This is a genomic window from Mesorhizobium sp. M0184, from assembly GCF_040322215.1.
Classification (GTDB): domain Bacteria; phylum Pseudomonadota; class Alphaproteobacteria; order Rhizobiales; family Rhizobiaceae; genus Mesorhizobium.
Genome location: NZ_JAMYSZ010000005.1, coordinates 143,662 through 165,851 on the forward strand (window position 1 = coordinate 143,662; position 22,190 = coordinate 165,851).

General features: G+C 64.4%; 24 protein-coding genes. 11 read left to right on the forward strand and 13 right to left on the reverse strand.

From position 1 onward, the window contains the following. Nucleotides 1–118 precede the first annotated feature (118 nt). Nucleotides 119–616 carry a MaoC family dehydratase gene (locus NKJ23_RS08980; protein ID WP_023676428.1) on the forward strand — a complete coding sequence of 166 codons (498 nt, stop codon included), beginning with the start codon at nt 119–121 and terminating at the stop codon, nt 614–616. Between the two features lie 39 nt (nt 617–655). Here NKJ23_RS08980 and NKJ23_RS08985 read toward each other — a convergent pair whose 3' ends face one another. Further along, nucleotides 656–2,059 (reverse strand): aminotransferase-like domain-containing protein, encoded by a 1,404-nt coding sequence (locus tag NKJ23_RS08985; protein ID WP_352680060.1) that lies wholly within the window; start codon nt 2,057–2,059, stop codon nt 656–658. Between the two features lie 104 nt (nt 2,060–2,163). On the opposite strand from NKJ23_RS08985, the gene NKJ23_RS08990 reads away from it, so the two are divergent. Continuing rightward, nucleotides 2,164–3,072, forward strand: coding sequence for a DMT family transporter (locus NKJ23_RS08990; RefSeq protein ID WP_023676426.1), 909 nt, complete (start codon nt 2,164–2,166; stop codon nt 3,070–3,072). Nucleotides 3,073–3,114: 42 nt separating this feature from the next. Here the strand turns inward: NKJ23_RS08990 and NKJ23_RS08995 are convergent, their stop codons facing one another. After that, a complete protein-coding gene (locus tag NKJ23_RS08995) occupies nt 3,115–4,563 on the reverse strand; it encodes an MFS transporter (RefSeq protein ID WP_502902515.1) in 1,449 nt (482 codons plus the stop codon). A gap of 139 nt (nt 4,564–4,702) precedes the next feature. Here NKJ23_RS08995 and NKJ23_RS09000 point away from each other — a divergent pair, with 139 nt between their 5' ends. After that, nucleotides 4,703–5,596 carry a LysR family transcriptional regulator gene (locus tag NKJ23_RS09000; RefSeq protein WP_352680153.1) on the forward strand — a complete coding sequence of 298 codons (894 nt, stop codon included), beginning with the start codon at nt 4,703–4,705 and terminating at the stop codon, nt 5,594–5,596. Between the two features lie 19 nt (nt 5,597–5,615). Here the strand turns inward: NKJ23_RS09000 and NKJ23_RS09005 are convergent, their stop codons facing one another. The 3 genes from NKJ23_RS09005 to NKJ23_RS09015 are packed head-to-tail and all read right to left on the reverse strand — an operon-like array spanning nt 5,616 to nt 8,056. Further along, a complete protein-coding gene (locus NKJ23_RS09005) occupies nt 5,616–6,656 on the reverse strand; it encodes a zinc-dependent alcohol dehydrogenase family protein (protein ID WP_352680062.1) in 1,041 nt (346 codons plus the stop codon). 34 nt (nt 6,657–6,690) lie between these two features. Then, nucleotides 6,691–7,341 carry a maleylacetoacetate isomerase gene (gene maiA, locus NKJ23_RS09010; protein ID WP_352680063.1) on the reverse strand — a complete coding sequence of 217 codons (651 nt, stop codon included), beginning with the start codon at nt 7,339–7,341 and terminating at the stop codon, nt 6,691–6,693. Between the two features lie 4 nt (nt 7,342–7,345). Then, on the reverse strand, nt 7,346–8,056 hold the full coding sequence (locus tag NKJ23_RS09015) for a fumarylacetoacetate hydrolase family protein (RefSeq protein ID WP_352680064.1): 711 nt from the start codon (nt 8,054–8,056) through the stop codon (nt 7,346–7,348). A 373-nt stretch (nt 8,057–8,429) separates the two neighbouring features. Here NKJ23_RS09015 and NKJ23_RS09020 point away from each other — a divergent pair, with 373 nt between their 5' ends. After that, nucleotides 8,430–9,452, forward strand: a complete 1,023-nt coding sequence (locus NKJ23_RS09020) for an acyltransferase family protein (RefSeq protein WP_352680065.1) — start codon at nt 8,430–8,432, stop codon at nt 9,450–9,452. A 19-nt stretch (nt 9,453–9,471) separates the two neighbouring features. Here the strand turns inward: NKJ23_RS09020 and NKJ23_RS09025 are convergent, their stop codons facing one another. Next, nucleotides 9,472–9,960, reverse strand: coding sequence for a GNAT family N-acetyltransferase (locus tag NKJ23_RS09025; RefSeq protein ID WP_352680154.1), 489 nt, complete (start codon nt 9,958–9,960; stop codon nt 9,472–9,474). A 31-nt stretch (nt 9,961–9,991) separates the two neighbouring features. Further along, nucleotides 9,992–10,756 carry a copper homeostasis protein CutC gene (locus NKJ23_RS09030; RefSeq protein WP_352680067.1) on the reverse strand — a complete coding sequence of 255 codons (765 nt, stop codon included), beginning with the start codon at nt 10,754–10,756 and terminating at the stop codon, nt 9,992–9,994. 225 nt (nt 10,757–10,981) lie between these two features. Here NKJ23_RS09030 and NKJ23_RS09035 point away from each other — a divergent pair, with 225 nt between their 5' ends. Both NKJ23_RS09035 and NKJ23_RS09040 read left to right on the forward strand, forming a co-directional pair. Continuing rightward, nucleotides 10,982–11,425, forward strand: coding sequence for an SRPBCC family protein (locus NKJ23_RS09035; RefSeq protein ID WP_023676417.1), 444 nt, complete (start codon nt 10,982–10,984; stop codon nt 11,423–11,425). 119 nt (nt 11,426–11,544) lie between these two features. After that, complete coding sequence (locus NKJ23_RS09040) at nt 11,545–12,000, forward strand: carboxymuconolactone decarboxylase family protein (protein WP_292662971.1); 456 nt, start codon at nt 11,545–11,547, stop codon at nt 11,998–12,000. A gap of 27 nt (nt 12,001–12,027) precedes the next feature. On the opposite strand, the gene NKJ23_RS09045 is transcribed toward NKJ23_RS09040, so the two are convergent. Continuing rightward, nucleotides 12,028–12,936 (reverse strand): LysR family transcriptional regulator, encoded by a 909-nt coding sequence (locus NKJ23_RS09045; protein ID WP_352680069.1) that lies wholly within the window; start codon nt 12,934–12,936, stop codon nt 12,028–12,030. A gap of 125 nt (nt 12,937–13,061) precedes the next feature. On the opposite strand from NKJ23_RS09045, the gene NKJ23_RS09050 reads away from it, so the two are divergent. The 4 genes from NKJ23_RS09050 (at nt 13,062) to NKJ23_RS09065 (ending at nt 15,736) form a co-directional block, all read left to right on the forward strand. Further along, nucleotides 13,062–13,565 (forward strand): nuclear transport factor 2 family protein, encoded by a 504-nt coding sequence (locus tag NKJ23_RS09050; protein ID WP_352680070.1) that lies wholly within the window; start codon nt 13,062–13,064, stop codon nt 13,563–13,565. Between the two features lie 59 nt (nt 13,566–13,624). Continuing rightward, entirely contained in the window at nt 13,625–14,608 is a 984-nt protein-coding gene (locus NKJ23_RS09055) for an alpha/beta hydrolase (RefSeq protein WP_352500888.1), read from the forward strand. Then, nucleotides 14,605–15,159, forward strand: a complete 555-nt coding sequence (locus NKJ23_RS09060; RefSeq protein ID WP_352500887.1) for a nuclear transport factor 2 family protein — start codon at nt 14,605–14,607, stop codon at nt 15,157–15,159. Before NKJ23_RS09055 ends, NKJ23_RS09060 begins: the two co-directional genes overlap by 4 nt. Nucleotides 15,160–15,289: 130 nt before the next feature. Continuing rightward, on the forward strand, nt 15,290–15,736 hold the full coding sequence (locus NKJ23_RS09065) for a nuclear transport factor 2 family protein (protein ID WP_352454540.1): 447 nt from the start codon (nt 15,290–15,292) through the stop codon (nt 15,734–15,736). 54 nt (nt 15,737–15,790) lie between these two features. Here the strand turns inward: NKJ23_RS09065 and NKJ23_RS09070 are convergent, their stop codons facing one another. Beyond that, nucleotides 15,791–16,222, reverse strand: coding sequence for a cupin domain-containing protein (locus tag NKJ23_RS09070; protein ID WP_352454539.1), 432 nt, complete (start codon nt 16,220–16,222; stop codon nt 15,791–15,793). A gap of 70 nt (nt 16,223–16,292) precedes the next feature. After that, the gene (locus tag NKJ23_RS09075; protein ID WP_352500886.1) at nt 16,293–17,123 is read right to left on the reverse strand and encodes an AraC family transcriptional regulator; all 831 of its coding nucleotides are present in this window, start codon (nt 17,121–17,123) and stop codon (nt 16,293–16,295) included. 84 nt (nt 17,124–17,207) lie between these two features. Between NKJ23_RS09075 and NKJ23_RS09080 the strand changes: the two genes are divergently transcribed. Continuing rightward, a complete protein-coding gene (locus NKJ23_RS09080) occupies nt 17,208–18,407 on the forward strand; it encodes an amidohydrolase (protein WP_352680073.1) in 1,200 nt (399 codons plus the stop codon). On the opposite strand, the gene NKJ23_RS09085 is transcribed toward NKJ23_RS09080, so the two are convergent. The 3 genes from NKJ23_RS09085 to NKJ23_RS09095 are packed head-to-tail and all read right to left on the reverse strand — an operon-like array spanning nt 18,385 to nt 22,075. Continuing rightward, on the reverse strand, nt 18,385–20,607 hold the full coding sequence (locus NKJ23_RS09085; protein ID WP_352680075.1) for a xanthine dehydrogenase family protein molybdopterin-binding subunit: 2,223 nt from the start codon (nt 20,605–20,607) through the stop codon (nt 18,385–18,387). The genes NKJ23_RS09080 and NKJ23_RS09085 overlap by 23 nt on opposite strands. Continuing rightward, the gene (locus tag NKJ23_RS09090; RefSeq protein ID WP_352680077.1) at nt 20,604–21,593 is read right to left on the reverse strand and encodes an FAD binding domain-containing protein; all 990 of its coding nucleotides are present in this window, start codon (nt 21,591–21,593) and stop codon (nt 20,604–20,606) included. The genes NKJ23_RS09085 and NKJ23_RS09090 overlap by 4 nt, the downstream gene beginning before the upstream one ends. Beyond that, nucleotides 21,590–22,075 carry a (2Fe-2S)-binding protein gene (locus tag NKJ23_RS09095; RefSeq protein WP_352680079.1) on the reverse strand — a complete coding sequence of 162 codons (486 nt, stop codon included), beginning with the start codon at nt 22,073–22,075 and terminating at the stop codon, nt 21,590–21,592. The genes NKJ23_RS09090 and NKJ23_RS09095 overlap by 4 nt, the downstream gene beginning before the upstream one ends. Nucleotides 22,076–22,190 lie beyond the last annotated feature (115 nt).

The window sequence follows — 22,190 nt, forward strand, 5'->3', positions numbered from 1 at the left end:
TGCTGGCGGCGAAGACTGGCGGTTCGCGGGCCGAAGATTATGCGCTGGAATCGCATTGGCGAATTGACAGGGGCGGCCCGTCGTGGTCCGGAACAGGCAAGCGATCGGGAAAGCAGGAATGACGCAGATACGGCCGAGGACGCCGCCGACCTTCGAGCAACTTAGGGCGATGGCCGGGCAGGAGTTGGGCGTTTCGGACTGGACGCTGGTCGATCAGCACCGCATCGACCAGTTTGCCGAATGCACGGGCGATCATCAATGGATCCATGTCGATCCCGAGCGGGCGAAGCGGCAAAGCCCGTTCCGCACCACGATCGCGCATGGCTATCTGACCCTGTCGATCATCGGCGCGCTGGCGCTCGAGATGGGGATCGTACCCGAAAACACGCAGGCCGCGTTCAATTACGGTTTCGACAAAGTGCGCTTCGTGGCGCCGGTCAGGGTCGGCTCGCGTATCAGGCTGCGCACCACGCTGTTGTCGATGGAAGACAAAGGTCCGGGGCAATATCTAATGAAGGCCGCCAATACGGTCGAGATCGAAGGCGAGCAGAGGCCGGCGCTGACCGCCGAGACGCTCGTCATGCTTTACGCACGCCGCAAGCGGGCAGGGGCCTGAGAGCACAGCCTCAGGCCAGCAGGCTTCCGGCAGCGCGAATCAACGCGACATCGCCTGTTCAAGCGCCCTGAAAATCCGGTCATCTCCGGACTGCGCGACGTTGAAGCGCATGAAACGGCTGGCCGACCGGGACAGGCTGAACGCATTGCCGGGCGCAAGCACGACGTTGGCCGACAAAGCGTGACGGGCGACGTCCGCGGCATCTATTCCCTCCGGCAGCCTGCACCATAGAAACATGCCGGCCGGCTGATCTATCCACGGCACGATGCCGATTGCCCTGAGCCGGGTGCCGGTTTCTTCCATGGCGCGCGAGAGCCGCGCGCGCAGCAGATCGACGTGCTTGCGATAGAGGCCGTCCTTCAGCAGCGTCAGCACCAGTTCGGATGCAAGTCGCCCGCTGCCAAAGGATGTGGCGATCTTGAGATCGGTCAAACCTTCCATCCAGTCGCGAGGAGCGGCGATGAAGCCGCAGCGCACCGATGCCGACAGCGTCTTGGAAAAGCTTCCGATATGGATGACCCGGCTGAGGCCGTCGAAGGCCGTCAACCTGGGCGCCGGTGTGTGTTCGAAATCGGCGAAGATATCGTCCTCGATGATCGTCAGCCCCGACGGGTCGGCGAGCTTCAGCAGCCGATGGGCAACGACCGGCGACAATATCGCGCCGGTCGGATTGTGGAGCGCCGAATTGGTGATGTAGAGGCGCGGCCGATGCTCGTTCAGCGCTTGCGCGAACAGCTCGATGTCCGGACCCGAGCGCGTGTAGGGGACGCTGATCACCTTGGCCCGATGGGCGCGCAACAGGGCATGGAAGTTGAAGTAGCAGGGATCGTCGACCAACACCGTGTCACCCGGTTCGAGCAGGAACCGGCACAGCAGGTCGATCGCCTGAGTGCCCGATTCCGTCAGCATGATCTGGTCCGGGGAGGCTTCGATACCGTGCTCGGCCATGCGCCGCGCCAGCAGATGGCGTAGCGCCGGCAAGCCGAGCGGCGTGCCGTAGTCCGTTAGCGCGGCGTCGTCGGCGCGGGCCGTCGTCCGCAGTGCCCGGCGCAATCCAGCCTCGGGCATCCATGTTGCCGGCAGCCAGCCGCAACCCGGTTTCAGGACGCCGTCGCCGGCTTCCAGCGATTGGCGCGAGACCCACAGCGGGTCGACGGCACGGTCAAGCCTGGGGCCGATCTCGGCCAGCGACAACGGAGCCAACGGTCCGGCGGCATAGAAACCCGAGCCCGGCCGCGAGCGGATCATGCCTTCCGCCGCAAGACGCTCATAGGCTTCGACCACGGTGGATTTGGAAACCTGCATGGCCTTCGCAAACGCCCGGATCGAAGGCAGCCGCGTTCCCGGTGTCAGGCTGCGCGCGGCGATCCTGTGCCTGATCGTCGCCATGACGCTTTCGACAAGCGTCCGGCTGCCCTCATCTGTTGTCGTCTGCTCATCCATCCGTACTGCTCGCCCTACCATGACGGTTTTGTCAAACTGTACCTGATTGTCTCTGGCGGAGCCAGACGCCCGGCCCGATAGAGGGCGAAATCAGCGGGGCATCGATGGACAAGGCGGCGAGTAGTTGGGCGGCGAGTAGTTGGGCGGCGAGTGGTTGGGCGGCGAGTGGCTGGGTCAACGGGTTCATAGGCGTGCTGATCTTCAGCGGTTCGCTTCCGGCGACGCGCGTGGCGGTGATGGATTTCGATCCGGTGTTCGTAACGGTCGCCCGTGCGGCTTCGGCGGGCATCCTCGGCCTGGCGCTGCTGCTCGTTTTTCGTCAGAAGCGCCCGGAGCGGCGAGATCTGTTCCCGCTGGCGATCGTGGCGCTTGGCGTCGTGGTCGGCTTTCCCCTGCTGACGGCGCTGGCGCTCAAGCACATCACGTCGGCTCACTCCATCATTTTCGTCGGCCTGTTGCCGTTGGCGACCGCGATCTTCGGTGTGGTTCGAGGCGGCGATCGCCCGAAGCCGGCGTTCTGGCTGTTCTCGTGCCTCGGCAGCGCCCTTGTCGCCGGTTTCGCAGTCACGCAAGGCCTGTCGGTCTCGCCGCTCGGCGACATCTTGATGCTGGCCGCCATCATCGTGTGCGGATTGGGCTATGCCGAAGGAGCGGCGCTGTCGCGCAAACTCGGCGGTTGGCAGGTGATTTCGTGGGCGCTGGTGCTGTCGCTACCCCTCATGCTGGCGCTGACGTTCATCACCATGCCGCCGTCGCTCGAAAGTGCCGGCAGGGGCGCATGGATTGGTCTGGCCTATGTCTCGCTGTTCAGCATGCTGATCGGTTTCGTGTTCTGGTATCGCGGCCTGGCGCAAGGCGGCATCGCCGCGGTCGGGCAGTTGCAACTGCTGCAGCCCTTCTTCGGCCTGGGGCTGGCGGCAGCGCTGCTGCATGAGCAGGTCAGTCCCGCCATGATCGCCGTCACCGCCGCCGTCGTGCTTTGCGTCGTCGGTGCCAAGAGATATGCGAGATAGGTGCGCCGGCTGCCGGAGTTGCATGCGAACCGGGTGGAATCCTCAAGGATGCTTGGCAAGGATATCTGTTCGCCCGGCAGTGGCGCGGGCTGAAAATACCGCAAGGATCAGCGCCATCAGCACCAGGCCCGTCGCCACCTGGAAAGTGACCTGCATCCCTCGTGCCGCTGCCGCAGGTGCCAACACTGCCAAGCCAGTGCTTTCCCCAGCCGATGCGAAGGCAAAAACCGCACCCATCACCGACGCACCGGTAATCAGGCCGAGATTGCGCGACAGATTGAGCAGGCCGGAGACGACGCCGCGCTGGTCGGATGCGACGCCCGTCATCACGGCCGAATTGTTGGAGGTCTGAAACAGGCTGTAGCCGGTGCAGACGATGATGATTGGTACGACATAGCCGGCAATACCGAATTCCGCCCGCGACAGAGCAAAGGTGCCAATAGCGAGATCGAACAGGCCGACGATCATGATCCGGTTCGCCCCGAAACGATCGACCAGGCGTCCGGCCGGCAGCGCCGCCAATGCGGTAATCAGAGGGCCGGTCGACAGAACCAGCCCGACCATGGCTGCGTCTAGCCCAAGCGCGCGCGACAGATAGAATGGTGCGACCACCAGCGTCGCCATCATCACCGTGGCGACGATCAGGTTCATGGCGAGGCTTGCGTTCAACGCCTGGTCGCGGAACCTCGCAGGTTGAATCAAAGGGTTCTGGACCCTTGTCTGCGCAATGACAAACAGCAGGCCAGCCACGGTTGCGGCAATCAGCAAGCCGACATTGAGAGAACCAAAACTGCCACGCCCAAGGGTCATGGCGAGCGCATAGGCGGCTAGCGTCAGCGCGAGCAAAGCCGTGCCGATGCCGTCGAAACCGCGCCGACCTGGCGTCTTTTTTCCGGCCGGCAGGAAGCGCCAGGCAAGCGCAAAGGCCAGCACCCCCGACGGCAGATTGATGAGGAAGATCGCGCGCCAGCCGAGGCCGGCAATCAACAGTCCGCCAAGGGAGGGGCCAAGCGTGGTGCCGATCGCCGACATGGCGCCGAGCAGGCCCATGGCGCTGCCGGTTTTATCCCGGGGAACCGCGTCGGCGACAAAGGCCAGCGTCAGAGCCATCATGACGGCCGCGCCGAGCCCCTGTGCGGCCCGTGCGGCGATCAGCAGCCAGAGCGTCGGCGCGAGCCCGCAAAGCACCGATGCGAAGGTGAACAGGGCAATGCCGCCGAGCAATAGCGGTCGGCGGCCGACTATGTCGGCGAGCCGCCCGACGCTGACGATCAAGGTGGTGATAGCGAGCAGATAAGCCAGGACGACCCATTGCACGAGCTGGAACGATGCGTCGAACGCCTGCATCAGCGATGGCAGCCCGACGCTGGCGATGCTGGTGGCGAGCGACGACAGCAGCGTTGAAAGCGACAGGCTTGCCAATGCCCATCGGGTCGAGCGTGCGCTCACCGGGGCAATTTCGTCCCAGGTCTTTTCAGCGGTCGATGCCAAGGTGAACTCCTTTGCCGGCAGCCCCCAATCGGAGCTGTCGGACGCTATTCCCTCGCATGATGTGGCGGAAGGCGCAGTATTTGCATCTTATTCGTGCATGAAACGCCACATCGCGGCCGAGCTGTGCTACGGTCCTTCCATGTCGTCGCCAGATCTCAATCTGCTTGTCGCCCTTGATGTGCTGCTGACCGAGGGCAGTGTGGCGCGCGCGGCCGGGCGGCTGCGCCTCAGTCCCTCGGCGATGAGCCGGACGTTGGCGCGGTTGCGCCAGGCGACAGGCGACCCATTGTTGGTCCGGGCCGGCCGTGGCCTGGTTGCGACGCCGCGCGCGCTCGAATTGCAGCAACAGGTAGGCCGCGTCGTTCAGGATGCGGAAGCGCTGCTGCGCCCGGCCAAGCTCCTCGACCTCTCTGCTCTCGACAAGGTCTTCACGCTGCGCGCCAACGAAAGTTTCGTCGAGGAGTTCGCACCGCGTCTTCTGGCCCGTGTCGAAGCGGATGCACCTGGCGTGCGGCTGCGTTTTGCGCCGAAATCCGACAAGAACGACATGTCGTTGCGTGACGCGGCGGTTGATCTCGAAATCGGGGTTGCCAGTGAAACGAGCCCTGAAATGCGCATTCAGGCGCTGTTTCGCGACCGCTTCATCGGTGCGGTGCGAACGGGCCATAGACTGAGCAAAGGCCCGGTGACGCCGGAATGCTATGCTGCCGGCCGCCACATCAGCGTTTCGCGGCGTGGCCGCGAAAAGGGCCCGATCGACGAGGCCTTGAAATTGCTCGGTCTCGAGCGGACGATCGTGTGCATGGTTTCCAGCTTCTCGGCCACGCTCGCCATGGCGCGCGCCTCCGATCTGATCGCCAGCGTCCCCGAACGGCACACGCTGGGCGCGCGCACGGGCATGTACAGCTTCCCGTTGCCGGTCGATATCGAGGAGGTCACCATTTCGATGCTGTGGCATCCGCGGCTCGATGCCGATCCGGCACAACGCTGGCTGCGAGCCTGCGTGCGGGAGGTCTGCGCGTCGTTTCGCTGATCCAGACTCAGGGCGTGATCTAGAATCTGGTCACCACGCCGATGCCTATGCCTTCGAAGCCGCCCATCGCCATCAATGCGGCCGGCGCCTCTTCGAGGCTGATCTTCTTGCCGACCAGCAGTTCGGGTTTTAGCTTGCCGGTGCGGATCATCTCCATCATCGCCTGGTAGCGGAAGGCCTGCATGCCGTGGCTGCCGCGGATTTCGAGCTCGAATGCGATCACCTTGTCCATCGGTATCTGCGGCCTGGCATGGTCGCCGAGCATCAGGCCGACCTGCACGTGGCGGCCGCGGCGGCGCAGGTTTGCGATCGAGTTGAACGAGGTACTGGGGTGGCCGAGCGCGTCCATCGACATATGCGCGCCGCCATTGGTGATCTGCTTGACCGCCTTGACCACGTTCGGCGTCTTTGCCGCGTTGATCGTCGCCACCGCGCCGATCTTTTGGGCGAAGTCCAGCTTCTCGTCAGTCAGGTCGATGGCGACGACATTGGCGCCCATGGCGCTGGCGATCATGATCGCCGACAGGCCGACGCCGCCGCAGCCATGCACGGCCACCCATTCGCCGGGCGTCACCCGGCCCTGGTCGACGATGGCGCGGAACGAGGTGACGAACCGGCAGCCGAGGCTGGCGGCGGTGGCGAATTCCATCTCGTCGGGCAAGCGCACGAGATTGGTGTCGGCATGGTCGATGGCGACATATTCGGCGAACGAACCCCAGGCGCTGAAGCCGGGCTGGAACTGATGTTCGCACACCTGGTGGTTGCCCGACGTGCATTCGAAGCAGCGGCCGCAGCCGACGGCAAACGGCACGGTGACGTGCTCGCCGCCCTTCCAGCGGGTCACCTGGTTGCCTGCGGAGACCACGACGCCGGCCAGTTCGTGGCCCGGCACATGCGGCAGGCGGATGCCGTCGTCGTGGCCCATCCAGCCATGCCAGTCGCTGCGGCAGAGGCCGGTCGCCTCCACCTTGATGACGACGCCTTCCGGTGCCGGCTCCGGATCGGGAACGGTCTGGATCGTTGGCGTTTCGCCGAACTTTTCGAAGACGACGGCTTTCATCGGCTGTTCCTCATCACTTCATGCAATTTGCGGCCTACTCGGCATCGATCTGGTTCTCAGGTGCTGCCTTCTGGAACGCCGGCAGCGCCATGCAGGCGGCGCTTATGCGCGCGATGATCGGATAGGGCGTCATGTCGACGCCGAAACGGGCATTGCTGGTGACCTGTGCGACCAGGCAGATGTCGGCCAGCCCCGGCGTGTCGCCATGGCAGAATGTCTTGGTCTCGGGCGAGGAAGCCAGAATCTTTTCAAGCGGCTGGAAACCTTCGTTCACCCAGTGCCGGAACCAGTTGACGACATCCTGGTCGCCGGCGCCGAACAGTGTGCGCAGCGAGGTCAGCACGCGCAGATTGTTCACCGGATGGATGTCGCATGCGATCATCTGCGCCAGCATCCTGACGCGGGCGCGGCCAGGCGCATCCTTGGGCAGCAGCGGTGGCTCAGGCGTGGTCTCGTCGAGATATTCGATGATCGCCAGCGATTGCGTCAGCAGCGTGCCGTCGCCTAGGACCAGTGCCGGCACCAGCCCTTGCGGATTGACCGCGAGGTAGGCGGGTTCGAGATGCTCGCCGTGGCGCAAATGATGCGGCACGTAGTCGTAGGACAGGCCCTTCATCTCCAGCGCGATCCGCACCCGGTAAGAGGTCGAGGAGCGGTAGTAGTTATGGAGGACGATGTCGCTCATCGGTTCATGAACACGGTTGGCCGATGGTCAGTTCGATTTCGCCGATGCCGTCGACGCCGCCGGTGATCTTTTCGCCCGGCCCGATGGCGCCGACACCGGCGGGCGTGCCGGTGAAGATCAGGTCGCCGGGCCGGAGTTCTACCGCCTCGCTGCAAATCGAGATGATGTCGGGAACCGACCAGATCAGTTCGGCAAGGTCGCCGTCCTGCCTGATCTCGCCGTCGACCGCGAGCCAGATGCAGCCCTTGTCGGGATGACCGGATTTTTGCGCCGGAACCAGCGGGCCGCAGGGCGCTGAACGGTCGAAGGCTTTCGACCAGTCCCACGGCCTTGCCGCCTTTTTCGCCTCGTCCTGAAGGTCGCGGCGAGTCAGGTCGACGCCGACGCCGTAGCCCCAGACATGGTCCAGCGCCCGCTCGCGCGGTATGCGAAAGCCGGCTCTGCCGATCGCGACGACCAGCTCGATTTCGTGATGCAGGTTTTGGGTCAGCGGCGGGTAGGGGATCGTGGTGCCCGAACCGACTGCCGCGTCGACCACTGCGTCGCCTGGTTTGGTGAAGAAGAAGGGAGGGTCGCGCTCGTCATTGCCGAGCTCGCGGGCATGAGCGGCGTAGTTGCGGCCGACGCAGAAGATCCGGCGCACCGCAAAACGCTCCGGCGAGCCGGCCACGGCCACCGACGGGGTTGCGGGCAAGGGAAGGACGAAGCCGGTCATGCACTGTCTCTGTTCAGTGGATATGTCGCTGGCACATTCGACCGATTTGGCCGGTCGGGCAAGGCATTGCATCGCGCAAAGGCTAGGCCTGCCGCGTTGCGTCGCGGAAATCGCCGGTACATTTTGCTCTGCCGGCCAAGATGGCAATGTACTATTTGGGAACAAGCCGGCCACGGCGCGAAGCGCCTGCCGCCAACGCCTGAGACTGTCGACCGTTGGTTTCGGGGAACGGACATGACAGCCCCTTTCGGTCCGTCCCCCTACTTCGGGCGTGTCGTTATCTCGCACTTGCACAAAGCTCTGGTGCGCTGCAATATAGCTGGAGGAATGCGGCCTCCAGCCCACCTTTCGCAGGTTCAATGAAGGGACCGGCATGACGGACATCTCCGCGGCGCGTCTTGTCGTGTCCAGGCCTGTGGCCGATAGCTCGGCAAGAACCAGGCTTGCCTATCTCGACGGCTGGCGCGGCCTGTCGATCGCGCTGGTGCTGATCGGCCATTTCTTCCCCGTTCCCGGCATCAATCTCGGCGTCCTGGGCGTCGAATTCTTCTTCGTGCTCAGCGGCCGGCTGATGGCCGAGATCCTGTTTGTCGAATACTATCCGCTGAAGAAATTCTTCAAGCGCCGGTTCTCCCGCATCTACCCGGCACTGCTGATTTTTGTCGTCGCCGCGATGGTTGCCTTGTCCGGCACATTCATCGCCTTCAAGTCGAAGGCGGCGCTGACGGCGCTGACGTTCACCTACAACTATGCCGGAATTCTCGTCACCCGCGCCGGCGCGCTCGACCATATCTGGTCGCTCTGCGTCGAAGAGCACGCCTATATCATCCTGGCGCTGATCAGCGTCGTCGTCTCGGGGCGGTCCCGGGTCATCATGTTGCTCGGTGCATTGTCGGTGCTGGCCATGGCAAACGGCGCCATCTCCTACTGGGTGCTCGCAATAGGCTACGAGGGCACCTATTGGCGCACCGACGTGCACATCGCCTCGATCCTGCTGTCGGCGGTGATATGCCTGCTCAAGGCCGACGACAGGCTGCCGGCGCTGCTCAAGGGGCCGCATGTCGCCCTGGCGGCCTCAGTAGTGGCTGTGCTCCTTTTCATGGCTGCCGTGCCAACCCCCATCCACTATCTGGTCGCGGTGCCGCTGCTGGCGCTCGCCGTCAATTTGCTCGACTTCAGCAGCCGGTATCTGACCGGGTTTCTATCGTCCCTGCCGATGACGATGCTGGGGCTGTGGTCGTATTCGCTCTATCTTTGGCAGCAGCCCTTTTATCAATTCGTCGACATAAAAGGCAGTTCGCCGTGGTTGATGTTTGCGGCGGCGTTCGCTTGCGCGCTGTGCGGCTACTACATCATCGAAAAGCCGGCCCGCTCCTGGCTGAACCGCAATTGGTAGGGCGAACGGCGCCCGCCGTTTAGCCGGCGATCCGTCTTGCATAATACCGCACGGCTTTCCTGCCGCCGTGGATTACCGCGTCGCCCACTTCCGCAAAGCCGAGTGCGGCATGGAAGGCGTCCGAAGCCGGATTGGGTGGCTCGGCATTGACTTCGCAGGTGACGATCGCCTGGCCCGCGCGTGACGCCTGCTCGAACAGATCCTCATACAGCCGGCGGGCATGGCCGCGCCCGCGCGCTGCGGCGGCGACCACGACGCGATCGACATAGACGAACCGCGGGTAGCGCTGGCGAAACCACAGGAAGTTCGGGCTGTCGTAGCTCGCGTGCTGGTCGAAGGTCATGATGAAGGCCTGGAGCGCACCGATACGGCGCGCGTAAAACGCTTCGCCGAGCAGGAAGGACAGGCGCTCAGGTTCGAGCCATGATAATTCCGCAGCGTGCTCGTTGTTGAGCGCGAGGATGGCGGGCTCATCCTGCGGCGAAACCCGTTCGATCGGCAAACGCATTTCGATCATGTTTTTGTTCGATCTTCCAGGATCATGTCCGGGCAGCGGCGATGGTCGCCGCCACCAGCGCCTCGTCGGTCACGGTGTTGCGGTATTCGCGGTCGAGGTCGGTGCCGCCCATGCCGACTTTCGGGTTGCGGTAGCGCATGGCACTCGGCACGTCCTTGAGCGCGGCGAAGTGCATTTCGCTCAACCCGGTTTTCCTCCGCACTTTGCTGATGTTCTCGGGATCAAGTCCGCCGCAGCCGAGGATGATGATGCGGTCGCCGGCCTGCCTGACCAGATCGGCGAGCAGGTTGGCGCCCTCCAGCGCCATGTCGCGCTGGCCGCTGGTCAGCACGCGGCCGACCTTGCAGCGGATCAGCGATTCCAGCGCCTCTGTCGGATCGCGGGTCATGTCGAAAGCGCGGTGGCAGGTGACGTTCAAGCTCCCCGCCGCCTGCGCCAGTTCGCTCATGCGCTGCTCATCGATCGTGCCGTCGGCATTAAGGCAGCCGATAACGACACCGGCGACGCTAAGCTCGGCAAGCGCACGGACATCGGCGAGCATCGAACGATATTCGGCTTCGCTATAGAGAAAATCGCCGCCGCGCGGCCGCACGATGACGTGGAACGGGATCGTCGCCAGCTCGAGCGCCGTGCGCACCGTGCCGAAGCTCGGCGTGATGCCGCCCTCGATCAGGCTGGCACAGAGCTCGACACGGTCGGCGCCTGCGGCTTGCGCGGCCAGCAGGCCGTCTATGCCTTCGACGCAGATCTCGATCAGCGGCAGGCGAGGGCGTTCGGTCTCGGTCATGGGCGATCCGTCGATGATTTCAGCTGGCCAGCGGTAGCATCGGGCATGGTGCGATGAAAGCCGGAAGTGTTGGCTCAATGTGCTTGCGGGCGCGCCTGCCATTCGGCCGCTTGACACATTCATAACTTAAGCGTTATACGTAACTCATAGCTGGTGAGTTATTGGTTCTCATGGAGAGCGCGTTGTTGATAGCCCAGCCAAACCGCAAACAACGGGTCCGAAGTCATGACTGAAGCAACCACAATCGAAACCAAATCCATTGTCGTCGAGCGTCTGATCCCGCATGCGGCTGAAAAGATATGGCGCGCACTGACCGTGCCGCATCTAGTTGCCGAATGGCTGATGGAGAACGACTTTGCGCCTGAGCAAGGCCATCGCTTTACCTTTCGCGCGACGCCGGTGCCTGGCTGGTCCGGCGTGACGAACTGCGAGGTGCTGAAGATCGAGCCGCCACGCCTGCTAGCCTACAGCTGGGGCGACGGCACCGAATCCGACAGCGGTCTGAAGACCGTGGTGACATGGTCGTTGACGCCCGAAGGTACAGCAACGCGGGTGCGCATGGAGCATTCCGGGTTCCGGTCCGAGGACGAGCGCGGCTACATCGGCATGGGAAGCGGTTGGCCGCGCATTCTCGAGCGGCTTGAGCGGGTGACTGCCTCGCAAAGCTGAAGATCCCGGCGCTCGCCTTGCCGCAGCGCGGCGGCCGGCGAACTGACAGAACCAAGAAATATCGAGACCCCGGATGTTCGTCGTCCGGGCTTGAAAAAACACGCCCGAAGGAGACCACCATGCAAGCACGATTGAAAAACCCGGTGATGCTCATTCCCGGCGCCTTGCAGGCGTTGCTCGCGCTGGACAAGTCGACGGAGACGGCCGACCTGTCCTATGTGACGCGCAAGCTCGTCCATTTGCGCGCCAGCCAGATCAACGGATGCAGCCTCTGCGTCGATATGCATGCGCGCGAATTGAAGAAGGCCGGCGAAAAGGACGAGCGCGTCTTCACCGTGTCAGCCTGGCGCGAAACACCTTACTTCACCGACGCCGAACGCGCCGCACTGGCGCTGACCGAGGCGGCAACCCGGTTGGCCGACCGGCCGGATCCGGTGCCGGATGCAGTCTGGGACGAGGCCGCCCGGCACTATGACGAAAAGGCGCTTGCCGCCCTGGTCGTCCAGATTGCCCTGATCAACGCATTCAACCGGCTCAACGCAACCACCAGGCAGATGGTCGGCGCCTGGGGCTGAACGGGGCCGGGTTCTCGAAAAGCCACATCAGATCCGCAGCTTGTGCGAATTCGCGCGGACGAAGTCGATGAAGGCCCGCAGCTTCGGCGGTACCAGGCGGCGGCTCGGATAATAGAGGTGGAGCGGCTCGTAAGCTGGACAGAAAGGCTCCAGTACCTTGACCAGCGCGCCTGAGGCGAGAAGCGGCGCGGCGAGGCCCTCGACCGCGAAGGCGAGGCCAAGCCCTTGCGCGGCGGCGGTAATGCACAGCGGAAGCGTGTTCACGACCAGACATGCGTCCGGCGTGAATGCGACTTCGCGTCCCTCCACGATAAACTCCCAGGGTGAAATCGTGCGGGTGCGGGTGAGGGCGAATGCGATGCAGCGATGGGCGGCGAGGTCTGCCGGCCGTTTCGGTGTGCCGTTGCGCGCCAGATAATCGGGGCTGCCCACCACGACCATCTGCAGGGGCCCGCCCAGGCGCGCGCCGATCATATCTCTCTCGAGAAGTTCGCCGATGCGCAGGCCGGCGTCGAAGCCATCGGCGGCGATATCGACGAAGCTGTCGTCGAAAATCAGACTAAGCCGCACTTCGGGATAAGCATCCATGAACGGCCGCATCAGCGGCTCGATCAGCAGCGGAGCGGCGATCCACGGCAGGCTGAGCCGCAGCGTGCCGGCGGGACGATCGCGGCTGTCGCGCAGAGCCGCACCAGCCGCCCAGATATCTTCGGCTGCCGGACGCACATGGTCGAGGTAGTGGGCGCCAGCCTCGGTCAAGCCAACGCTGCGGGTCGTGCGGTTGAGCAGCCGCACCCCCAGACGCTGCTCGAGCCCCTTGACCGCCTCGCTCAACGAGGCCGGAGCGACGCCGAGCTCGGCGGCGGCGCGGGTGAAGCTCCTGGCCTCGGCGACTTTCACGAAGGCGACGATGCCGCTGAACTGGTCGAGGCGCATTGTAAGGATTTTCCAAATAGCCCTGTCGAACTCTACTGGTTTTTCCGGCGAACAAAAAGCCTCATGTTGGGCTCGACGAACGGGCTCGCTGTTGCGTGGCTCGAACAGGCAGGGAGAAAGGACCGATGACCAGGCTCGCTTCGCTCGCCGCCGGCGCTCTTCTGGCGGCGTCTGCCGCCCCGGCGCACGGCGGTCCGCTGGAAGACCGCAACATCCAGCTCGTCAAGGACTATTACGCAGCTTACGCGACCGGCAATCCCGAGGCCGTCCGGTCCTTCCTTGCGCCCGACATCGTGTGGCGCATTCCCGGCCATCATCCGCTCGCCGGCGACAAGCGCGGGCCGGACGAGGTGGTCGCCTTCTTCCGCGGCCTGGCCGATGGCAAATTCAAGGCCGGGCCGATCTTCTTCCAGGCGCAGGGCGACCTCGTCGTCGACGTCCATCGCGGCTGGTCGAATGTCGGCTCAGGTCCCGAGATCGACCAGCTCTACGCGCTGATGTTTCGCATCCAGGACGGCAAGATCGCCGAGGCACAGAATTTTTTGACCGACATGTACCAGTCGGACGCCTTCTACTGGGCGCATTACCCGCTGAAGCCGCTGCCCGGCCGACTGGCTGGCCAGCGCTGAGACGGCGGTCTTTCTCGCAACGCGCAGCGCTTCTCACTCCAAGCCAAAGGAGACTTGCGATGCTTAAAACCCTGACACTTGCCGTAGCAACCACCGCCGCGCTCGCCGCCTCCAATGCCGTCGCCGCACCGCGCGTCGAGCGCGTCACATTCTCCTCGCATGGTGAGCAGCTTGTCGGCGAGCTCTATTTGCCAGAGGATCTGGACGCGGCAAAACCTCGGCCGGCGCTGGTCGTGACCGGCGCCTGGATGACGGTGAAGGAACAGATGCCGGCCCGCTACGCCCGCGAGATGGCCGATCGCGGCTTCGTCGCCTTGACCTTCGATTTTCGCGGCTGGGGCGAAAGCGGCGGCATGCGCCGCCAGTACGAGGATCCTAACGCCAAGATCGCCGACATCGAAGCGGCGGTCGCCTATCTCGCGACCCGGCCCGAGACCGATCAGGACCGCATCGGCGGGCTCGGCATTTGCGCCAGCTCCGGCTATATGGTCACCGCCGCGGCAGGAAACGCCGCGATCAAGTCGGTCGCCCTCGTTGCGCCCTGGTTGCAGGATGCCGAAGTGGTCGAGCAGACCTATGGCGGCAACGACGGCGTCGCCAGGCTTGAAGCCGCCGGCGATGCGGCCGAGACCGAGTATCGCCGCACCGGCAAGCAAACGTTCTTGCCGGCCGCGAGCCTGACCGACGAGCGCGCGGTCATGTTCAAGGTGCCTTACTACACCGAGCCCGATCGCGGCATGCTCCCGGCCTGGCGCAACGAGGCCGATCCGGCGTTCTGGCGCGGCTGGTTGGGGTTCGATGCGATCCGGGCGGCTCCGCGCCTGAACCAGCCTTTTCTGATGGTGCACAGCGAGGCGGCTGCCATTCCGCAGGGTGCGCACAAGTTTTACGCGCGGCTGACCAGCTCCAGGCGGGAGCTGTGGCTCGACAACGTCACCCAGTTCGATTTCTACGACCGTGCCGCGCCGGTGAAGGCGGCGAGCGATGCCGTCGCCGCGCATTTCCGCGCAACGCTGGGCGGTGCGGGGGAGGCGGGACAATGAGCCTCGTCACCCGCCGGCATGTCCTGGTCTCGGTGGTTTCCGCTGCGATGATTTCCGCGGTCTCGACGCCCGCCTCGAGCGCATCGGGAGATGCGCTGACGGTCGACGACAGGATCGCTATCGCGGAAGCGATTGCCGGGATTGGCCTCTATGCCGATCTGCGTGAATGGGACCGGGTCAGATCCTATTTCGCGGCCCGTGTCACGACCGACTATACCAGCCTCTTCGGCGGCGAGGTCACGACCAGCGGCCGCGACGCGCTGATCGCCCAATGGCAAGGGCTGCTGCCGGGCTTCGACGCCACCCAGCACCTCATCACCAACATCACTGTCGAGGGCGCGGGCAATGACGCGGTCGCACGCAGCCATGTCCGCGCAGCCCACTGGATCGACGGGCGGTTCTGGACGGTCGGCGGCAGCTATCTCCACCGGCTGGTGCGGACGCCGGAAGGCTGGCGCGTCAAGGCAATCTCCATCCGCCGCTTGTACGAAGAGGGGGATCGCGCCGTGCTGGCCGCCGCTGCCAGCCGGGTAAAGGCGGAGGCCAAATGAGTGTTCGGGTTTGCGCATGCCCAATCGCGCGGCGAGGTTGCTCGGGGCATCGGCAACGTGAATATTGATCGAAATGTCGGGGCAGGCTTGGCGCATGCGGCATTAGTGCCGCCAACCGCGGAGACAGGACATGACCCTTTCATTGCAGGAGGTTTCCGATAGGCTTGAGATCGAACAGCTGCTTGTTCGCTATTGCTATGCGGTGGACGATCGCGACTGGGAAGCCTATCGCAAAATATTCACACCCGATGCCGTGCTTGACGACACTGTAACAGGTGGAATCAGGAGCGGTGTGGACGAGCATGTTGCTTACATGAAAGGCGCCCTTTCGAAGATATTGATCTCGCAGCACGCCATTTCGACAATCCTTCTGGATCTCCGAGGGGATGAGGCCAGCGCGCGCGTGCATTGTTCATGCCCGATGGTGGTCGACCTCGGCGAAGGCAAAAGGCAGGTCTTCTTCCAGGGGCTTTGGTATCGAGACCGCGTCGTACGCACGTCCGAGGGCTGGCGCATAAGTGAACTTGTCGAGGAAGGCTATTGGAATCACAATTTGCCGGAGGGATTCGCGTTCTGACGGCTGTTACGCGCCGTGCTGGATCCGCCCGGACGCCGTTTTCAGACGTGGCAGCTACTGGCGCAACACCGTGTTCTTGGTGCCCTCTTCGACCTGGTCTATGACCAGCAGCTTGACCGGATCGGCGCCGACATTGGTCGCCTGATGCCATTGCCCGATCATCTCGATGATGAAATCACCTGTTTGATAGGTGTTGCTCTTGCCGGTCTCGACGTTGGTGACCTGAAGCGTGCCGGCCTCGACATAGGCATAGCGCGGAAACGGATGCTTGTGGACCGGCAAGGTCGCGCCCGGCGCGATCTGATAGGCCGAGACCAGGACCTGGACGTTCTTCTGCGGCAGCGTGATCGGCTGGCCGGATGCAGTCTCGGTGCGAGAGGCAAGCGGGGTCACGACAACCGGCGTGCCGCTGGCGTCCAGCGCCTGGGCAGCCGTTGCGGATAGAACTGCCGCGAGCAGCAGCGTCGAAGCCAAGATTTTTCGCATGATTCCCCCCGAGCTGCGTCAGCATTGCGCAGCAAGCATTGGCGCGCAAGCTTGTCTGTTCAGGAGCGCCTTATCCCGCTCTTCTGAACATGCCTGGCGTCATGCCATGCATGGCCCGGAAGGTACGGGACAGATGGCTCTGGTCGGCGAAACCCGCCGCGATGGCGGCGTCGGCGAGGCCAAATCCCCGTTCGATCAGCGCACTCGCCCGGCGCAATCGCCGGTCACGGATATAGGCCGCCGGCGTCAGGCCAATTACCTTGTTGAAGTCGCGGATGACCTGGAACCGGGTCACGCCAGCCGCGCCGGCAAGCCGCTTGAGGTCGAGCTGCGAGCCAAGCTCGCTTTCGACAAGATCGCGGTAGAGGGAAAATCTTCGCTGCGATCCGGAGCTTTCGATCTCTTCGGCCTGTCCGCTCGAGTCGCCATGCCGAACGATCAGCCGTCGCAGCGCCACGAGCAGGGACGTCTCGGCCGTCATTGAGTCTGGGGACGTCGAGCCTTGGTGTGCTGACATCAATGCTGCGGCGAGACCACTGTCTTCGATAGTCGCGCGCGAAAACACCGGAGCGCCGTCGCGGCCGAGTTCGTCGGCAAGCGCGCTCATCAGCGGCACCGAAGGATAAAACGTCCGGTAGGCCCAGCCTTCATACGCCCCGCGTTCGCCGTCATGCCACTCCTCGGGATTGACGACGGCAATGGTGCCCGCCGGAGCGAGAACGCTTTGACGGCCGATGCGAATGCGCTCGCAGCCCGAGGTGATCAGGGCGATCACATAGGTCGGGTGCGTGTGCAGGTCGTAGCGGTGCTGGGTGAAGCGCGCCTCGAACAGGCCCAGGTCGGGGAAGCACGGATGGCGCCAGTATTTCCCGGTCTCTGCCGCTTCGTTTGTCCTTGCCATGGTCAATCCGGTTCAAGACGCCTCTCGCGGGGCCTTCTATGGCTGGCAAACCAAGCCGCTTTTTGTCGGCGGAAAGGAGCCATCATGCTGCACAATGACCGGATCGCCGCGCTGACACCAGAGGTCATAGGCTGGCGGCACCATATCCATGCCAATCCGGAGCTCGCATTCAATGAACACGAAACGGCGCGTTTCGTTGCAGAGAAACTGCGCTCCTTCGGCGTCGACGAGGTGCATGAAGGGATCGGCGGCACCGGCGTCGTCGGTGTCCTGCGCAGCGGCGGCGGCGCACGCGCTATCGGCCTTCGCGCCGAGCTCGACGCGCTTCCGGTGCTGGAGAAAACCGGCCTGTCCTATGCTTCGAGGCAAGAGGGCGTGATGCACGCCTGCGGCCATGACGGCCACACCGCGATTCTGCTCGGCGCCGCCAAATTGCTTAGCGAGTCGCGCACCTTCGACGGCACCGTCACTTTCATCTTTCAGCCGGCCGAGGAGAACGAGGGCGGCAGCATGCGCATGATCGGGGACGGCCTGTTCAAGCGCTTTCCGGTCGAGGCGGTCTATGCGGTCCACAACTGGCCGGGCGTCAGGCTGGGGACGATCGCCGCCCGCGCTGGTGCGCAAATGGCGGCCGTCGATAATTTCGAACTGACCTTCGAGGGTCTTGGCGCGCATGCCGCGATGCCGCAGCTCGGCGACGACCCGATCCTGGCCGCCAGCGCCTTCGTGCAAGCCGTCCAGCGCATCGTCAGCCGCTCGGTCGACCCGCAGAGCGCGCTTGTCGTCAGCATCACGCAGATCCATGGCGGCAATGTCGGCAACATCGTGCCGGGCAAGGTCTGGCTGCAAGGCACCTGCCGCTTCTTCGAGCACGGCCTTTCCGACCATTGCGAGAGGCTGATCGGCGAGATCGCACAAGGTATTGCCGCCGCGCATTCGCTCAAGGCCAGGCTCGACTACAGGAAGGGCTATCCGCCGCTGATCAATACGGCGGATGCGACGGCCTGCGCCGTCGTGGCCGCCGCCTCCGTCGTCGGCCGGGAGAATGTCTTGACCGAGTTCAGCCCCAGTCTCGGCTGCGAGGATTTCGCTTTCATGATCCGCGCCGCCGGCGGCTGTTATGCGTGGATCGGTGCCGGCGAGGTCGGCCCGGGCGAAGGCCTGCACGGCGACCGCTACGTTTTCAACGACGAGATCGTGCCGATGGTGATGCGCTATTACGTCAACCTCGTCGAGCAGACGCTTCCGCGGGCCGATCCTTCTACAGCAGTTTTTCCGGCGTGATCGGCAACTCCCGGATCCGCTTGCCTGTGGCGTCGAAGACGGCGTTGGCAACAGCAGCGGCAACGCCGGTGGCGCCGAGTTCGCCGATGCCTTTGCCGCCGATCGGGCTGGCATGCTCGTCCACCTCATCGACGAAGTGGATTATGATGTCGCCGGGAATGTCGGCGTTGACCGGAATGGCAACCCCGGAAAGGTTCTTCGACAGGAACCGGCCGAGCACCGGTTCGTGCCTGCTCTGCTCCATTGCCGCCATGCCCCAGCCCCAGATGATGCCGCCCGTCATCTGGCTGCGTGCGGTGCGGGGATTGACGATGCGGCCGGCGCTGTAGCTGCCGACGGCGCGACGAAGCCTGAGCAGGCCGATCCCCGGATCGACGCCGACCTCCATGAAAATCGCGCCGAAAGTGCGCATGGCGCGGCCTTTGCCATGCTGCGCCGGATCGAACGAGCCGGAGCCGGTGATCTCGCCGATGTCGGTATGGCTCATCACGTCGGCGATCGTCTGACCGCCGGCAGCGCCTTTGCGGCGAATCTTGCCGTCCTGCATCTCCACCTCGTCCGGCAGCAGATTGGCAAGACGGGCAAGCTGCGAACGGGCATCTTCGGCGGCTGCGAGCACCGCCGCGCCCACCCCCATGGTCGATGACGAGCCATAGGTCGGTCCCGCCTCCGGCAGCTGCGTATCGCCCATTTCCAACTCGATCTTCTCCATCGGCAGGCCCAGCACGTCGGCCGCGATCTGCGGAAAGATGGTGAGTGTTCCGGTCCCTATATCCTGGGTGCCGGTGCGGATGAGCACCGTGCCATCCCGGTGAAGCCTGACCTCGGCTGCAGGCGTCGGGTTGCGGAAACAGCCCATGCTGCAGGTCGCCATGCCGTAGCCGATCAGCCAATCGCCGTCGCGTTGCGGCTTGCGCGGGCGCTCGCGCCAGCCGAACAGGCGGGCGCCTTCCTCATAAGCCTCGCGCAGCTTCTTCGATGACCAGGGCTGGCCGGTGGCCGGATCCGTGTCCGCATGGTTGATCAGACGCAGGTCGAGCGGATCGACGCCCAGGCGGTGGGCGAGCTCGTCCATTGCGCTTTCAAGCGCCCAGGTGCCGGGACCCTCGACCGGCGCGCGCAGCGCCGTCGGCATGGCGACGTTTGCGCGCTCGACGCGCTGGCTGAGACGCATGGCCGGCGTGGCGTAGAGACCCTTGGAGGCTTCGGTGGCGAACTCGACAAAATCGTCGGTCACGGTGGTCAGGTTGACCACGTCCTGCTGCACGGCCGTCAGCTTGCCCGACCTGTCCGCCGCCAGCACGATCTTCTGTGCCATGCGCGGCTGATAACCGAGGCAGGAATAGGCATTGGCTCGGCTTAGCGCCAGCCTGACCGGGCGCTGCATGATGCGCGCGGCGGCGGCGGCCAGCACCTGATGCGGCCAGATCCAGCCCTTGCCGCCGAAGCCGCCGCCGGTATGGCGGGAAATCACGCGGACCTTCTCGGCCGGGACATTCATGCGGGCGGCAACCACCTGGCGGACACCGTAGACGTGCTGCGTGGCGTCGTGCAGCGTCAGCTCTCCGTCATTCCACTCAGCGAGCGTCGCCGAGGGCTCCATGGCGTTGTGATGGCGCGACGGCTGCAGGTAGACGGCTTCGACCATGGCGGCTGCGTCGCTAAGCCCGCGGTCGACGTCGCCCTTGGTAAACGTCGGCTCCAGGAACAGGAAGCCGCTCTCCCTCGGCACGACCGCAGCCTTGTCGATGGCGGTCCACTCCAGCGGTGCCGGCAATTCCGGCTCGGCGAACTCGTAGCGCAATGCGACGCGGCGGGCACCGGCCTCCGCTGCCTCCAGCGTCTCGCCCAGCACAATGGCAAGCGGCTGACCCTCGTGACGTATCTCGTCGCTCTGCATGGGCATGAAGCTCTGCGCCGCGGGCGGGCCTTCGGCCTGCTGCATCTGCGTATCGGGCTCGGCCCTCGGCGATGCGAACCGGCCGAATTTGGGCATGTCCTCATGCGTGAGCACACGCACGACGCCGTTCTCGGCGAGCGCGTCGTCGACCATGATCGACGTCACGCGGCCGGCCGGAACGGGCGCGGTCACGAGTACCGCATAGAGCAGGTCGGGGGCGAAATAGTCGGCCGCATAGCGGGCGCGGCCGGTGACCTTGACGCCGCCGTCAGGGCGGGCAACAGGCTGGCTGATCATCATGACGGCATCCTCGCTGCTCTTTCGATCGCCCGCAAAGCGGCGGTCTTGGCCAGTTCGATCTTATAGGCGTTCTGCGACAAGGGGCGCGCTTCGGCGAAGGATTGCTCGATAGCGGTGCTCAACGCCTCGCGATCACCGACATCGGCACTGGCGAGCTGCTCCTCGGCGGCGCTCAGCCGCCACGGCCGCAGCGCGACGGACCCCAGCGCCACGGCCGCCCGACGGATGGTTTGGCCGTCCATCTCCAGCACAGCGGCGGCAGAGACGATGGCGTATTCGTAGGATTCGCGCTCGCGCACCTTGAGGTAAGCCGATCGCGGCGCTGGTGCCGATAGCTCGATTGCCGTGATCAGTTCGCCTTGCTGCAACACATTGTCTGCCTCGGGCCGCGTGTCGGGAAGCACGTGGAATTCCGCTACCGGAATGCGCCGGCCGCCGCTGCGGTGCGCGGTGACGATGATCGCATCAAGTGCTGCCAGCGCCACCGCCGGGTCGGATGGCTGGGTGGCGACGCAATCCTCGGTCCAGCCGAATATCGCGTGATTGTCGTTGATGCCATGCAATGCCGAGCAGCCGGAGCCGAGCTGACGCTTGTTGCATGGCAACTGCTCTTCAGCACGGAAATAGGCACAGCGCGTCTTCTGCAGAAGATTGCCGCCTATCGTTGCTAGGTTTCTCAGCTGCGGCGATGCGGCGTTGAGGATCGCCTGGCTCAACACCGGATAGTCGCGCATGACCAGCGCATGCTGCGCGACATCGTTGAGATGCGTCAGCGCGCCGATCGTCAAGCCGCCGCCGGGCAGTGCCTCGATCTGATCCAGCCCGTCGAGGCGGGAGATGTCGATGATCCGCGTCGGCTCGGCAATGCCAAGGCGCAGCCAGTTGAGCAATTCGGTGCCGCCGGCGAGAAAGGCGCTGTCCGGCGCGGCACCCGCTGCGATCGTGTCGCCCAGGCTGTCGGCGCGCGCATAGACGAATGGGGTCATTGGCTCGCCCTCCCGGCCGCTGAGCGCACCGCCTCGACGATTTGCGGATAGGCCGAGCAGCGGCACAGATTACCGCTCATCCATTCGCGGATCTCGGCATCGGAGCCGGTATGTCCCTCCTCAATCAGCGCCGCCGCCGACATCACCTGGCCGGGCGTGCAGAATCCGCACTGGAAACCATCATGATCGATGAACGCCTGCTGCACGGGATGAAGCGCATCGCCGTTTGCCAGGCCTTCGATCGTCGTGACCTCGCGTCCCTCGCAGGACACGGCAAGTATCATGCAGGCATTCACACGCCGTCCGTCGAGGTGCACGGTGCAGGCGCCGCACTCGCCGAAATTGCATCCCTTTTTCGTTCCGGTCAGATGAAGCCGCTCGCGCAGCAGGTCGAGCAGCGTGACGCGGGGATCGAGATCGGAAAGGCTGTGGTCCTCTCCGTTCACCCGCAACCGCAATAGGTGCCGATCGTGGAAGTCCATTGGGGGTTACCTCGAAGCACATGCCGTACTCGTCGCAGGGACTCGTCCAGCAAGCAGCCACCCACCTGTCGAGGCGAAAATAGGGCGGTCGATTCCGGTGAAAAGGCGCTGCCGG

Excerpts from the sequence above, each read along its gene's own strand:
- NKJ23_RS09090 (WP_352680077.1), bottom strand. The coding sequence starts at position 21,593 with ATGACCCCATTCGTCTATGCGCGCGCCGACAGCCTGGGCGACACGATC.
- NKJ23_RS08985 (WP_352680060.1), bottom strand. The coding sequence starts at position 2,059 with ATGGATGAGCAGACGACAACAGATGAGGGCAGCCGGACGCTTGTCGAA.
- NKJ23_RS09055 (WP_352500888.1), top strand. The coding sequence starts at position 13,625 with ATGCTTAAAACCCTGACACTTGCCGTAGCAACCACCGCCGCGCTCGCC.
- NKJ23_RS09070 (WP_352454539.1), bottom strand. The coding sequence starts at position 16,222 with ATGCGAAAAATCTTGGCTTCGACGCTGCTGCTCGCGGCAGTTCTATCC.
- NKJ23_RS09050 (WP_352680070.1), top strand. The coding sequence starts at position 13,062 with ATGACCAGGCTCGCTTCGCTCGCCGCCGGCGCTCTTCTGGCGGCGTCT.
- NKJ23_RS09085 (WP_352680075.1), bottom strand. The coding sequence starts at position 20,607 with ATGATGATCAGCCAGCCTGTTGCCCGCCCTGACGGCGGCGTCAAGGTC.
- NKJ23_RS09040 (WP_292662971.1), top strand. The coding sequence starts at position 11,545 with ATGCAAGCACGATTGAAAAACCCGGTGATGCTCATTCCCGGCGCCTTG.
- NKJ23_RS09080 (WP_352680073.1), top strand. The coding sequence starts at position 17,208 with ATGCTGCACAATGACCGGATCGCCGCGCTGACACCAGAGGTCATAGGC.
- NKJ23_RS09025 (WP_352680154.1), bottom strand. The coding sequence starts at position 9,960 with ATGCGTTTGCCGATCGAACGGGTTTCGCCGCAGGATGAGCCCGCCATC.
- NKJ23_RS09020 (WP_352680065.1), top strand. The coding sequence starts at position 8,430 with ATGACGGACATCTCCGCGGCGCGTCTTGTCGTGTCCAGGCCTGTGGCC.
- NKJ23_RS08990 (WP_023676426.1), top strand. The coding sequence starts at position 2,164 with ATGGACAAGGCGGCGAGTAGTTGGGCGGCGAGTAGTTGGGCGGCGAGT.
- NKJ23_RS09065 (WP_352454540.1), top strand. The coding sequence starts at position 15,290 with ATGACCCTTTCATTGCAGGAGGTTTCCGATAGGCTTGAGATCGAACAG.
- NKJ23_RS09035 (WP_023676417.1), top strand. The coding sequence starts at position 10,982 with ATGACTGAAGCAACCACAATCGAAACCAAATCCATTGTCGTCGAGCGT.
- NKJ23_RS09075 (WP_352500886.1), bottom strand. The coding sequence starts at position 17,123 with ATGGCAAGGACAAACGAAGCGGCAGAGACCGGGAAATACTGGCGCCAT.
- NKJ23_RS09000 (WP_352680153.1), top strand. The coding sequence starts at position 4,703 with ATGTCGTCGCCAGATCTCAATCTGCTTGTCGCCCTTGATGTGCTGCTG.
- NKJ23_RS09060 (WP_352500887.1), top strand. The coding sequence starts at position 14,605 with ATGAGCCTCGTCACCCGCCGGCATGTCCTGGTCTCGGTGGTTTCCGCT.
- NKJ23_RS08980 (WP_023676428.1), top strand. The coding sequence starts at position 119 with ATGACGCAGATACGGCCGAGGACGCCGCCGACCTTCGAGCAACTTAGG.
- NKJ23_RS09005 (WP_352680062.1), bottom strand. The coding sequence starts at position 6,656 with ATGAAAGCCGTCGTCTTCGAAAAGTTCGGCGAAACGCCAACGATCCAG.
- NKJ23_RS09095 (WP_352680079.1), bottom strand. The coding sequence starts at position 22,075 with ATGGACTTCCACGATCGGCACCTATTGCGGTTGCGGGTGAACGGAGAG.
- NKJ23_RS09030 (WP_352680067.1), bottom strand. The coding sequence starts at position 10,756 with ATGACCGAGACCGAACGCCCTCGCCTGCCGCTGATCGAGATCTGCGTC.
- NKJ23_RS09015 (WP_352680064.1), bottom strand. The coding sequence starts at position 8,056 with ATGACCGGCTTCGTCCTTCCCTTGCCCGCAACCCCGTCGGTGGCCGTG.
- maiA (WP_352680063.1), bottom strand. The coding sequence starts at position 7,341 with ATGAGCGACATCGTCCTCCATAACTACTACCGCTCCTCGACCTCTTAC.
- NKJ23_RS09045 (WP_352680069.1), bottom strand. The coding sequence starts at position 12,936 with ATGCGCCTCGACCAGTTCAGCGGCATCGTCGCCTTCGTGAAAGTCGCC.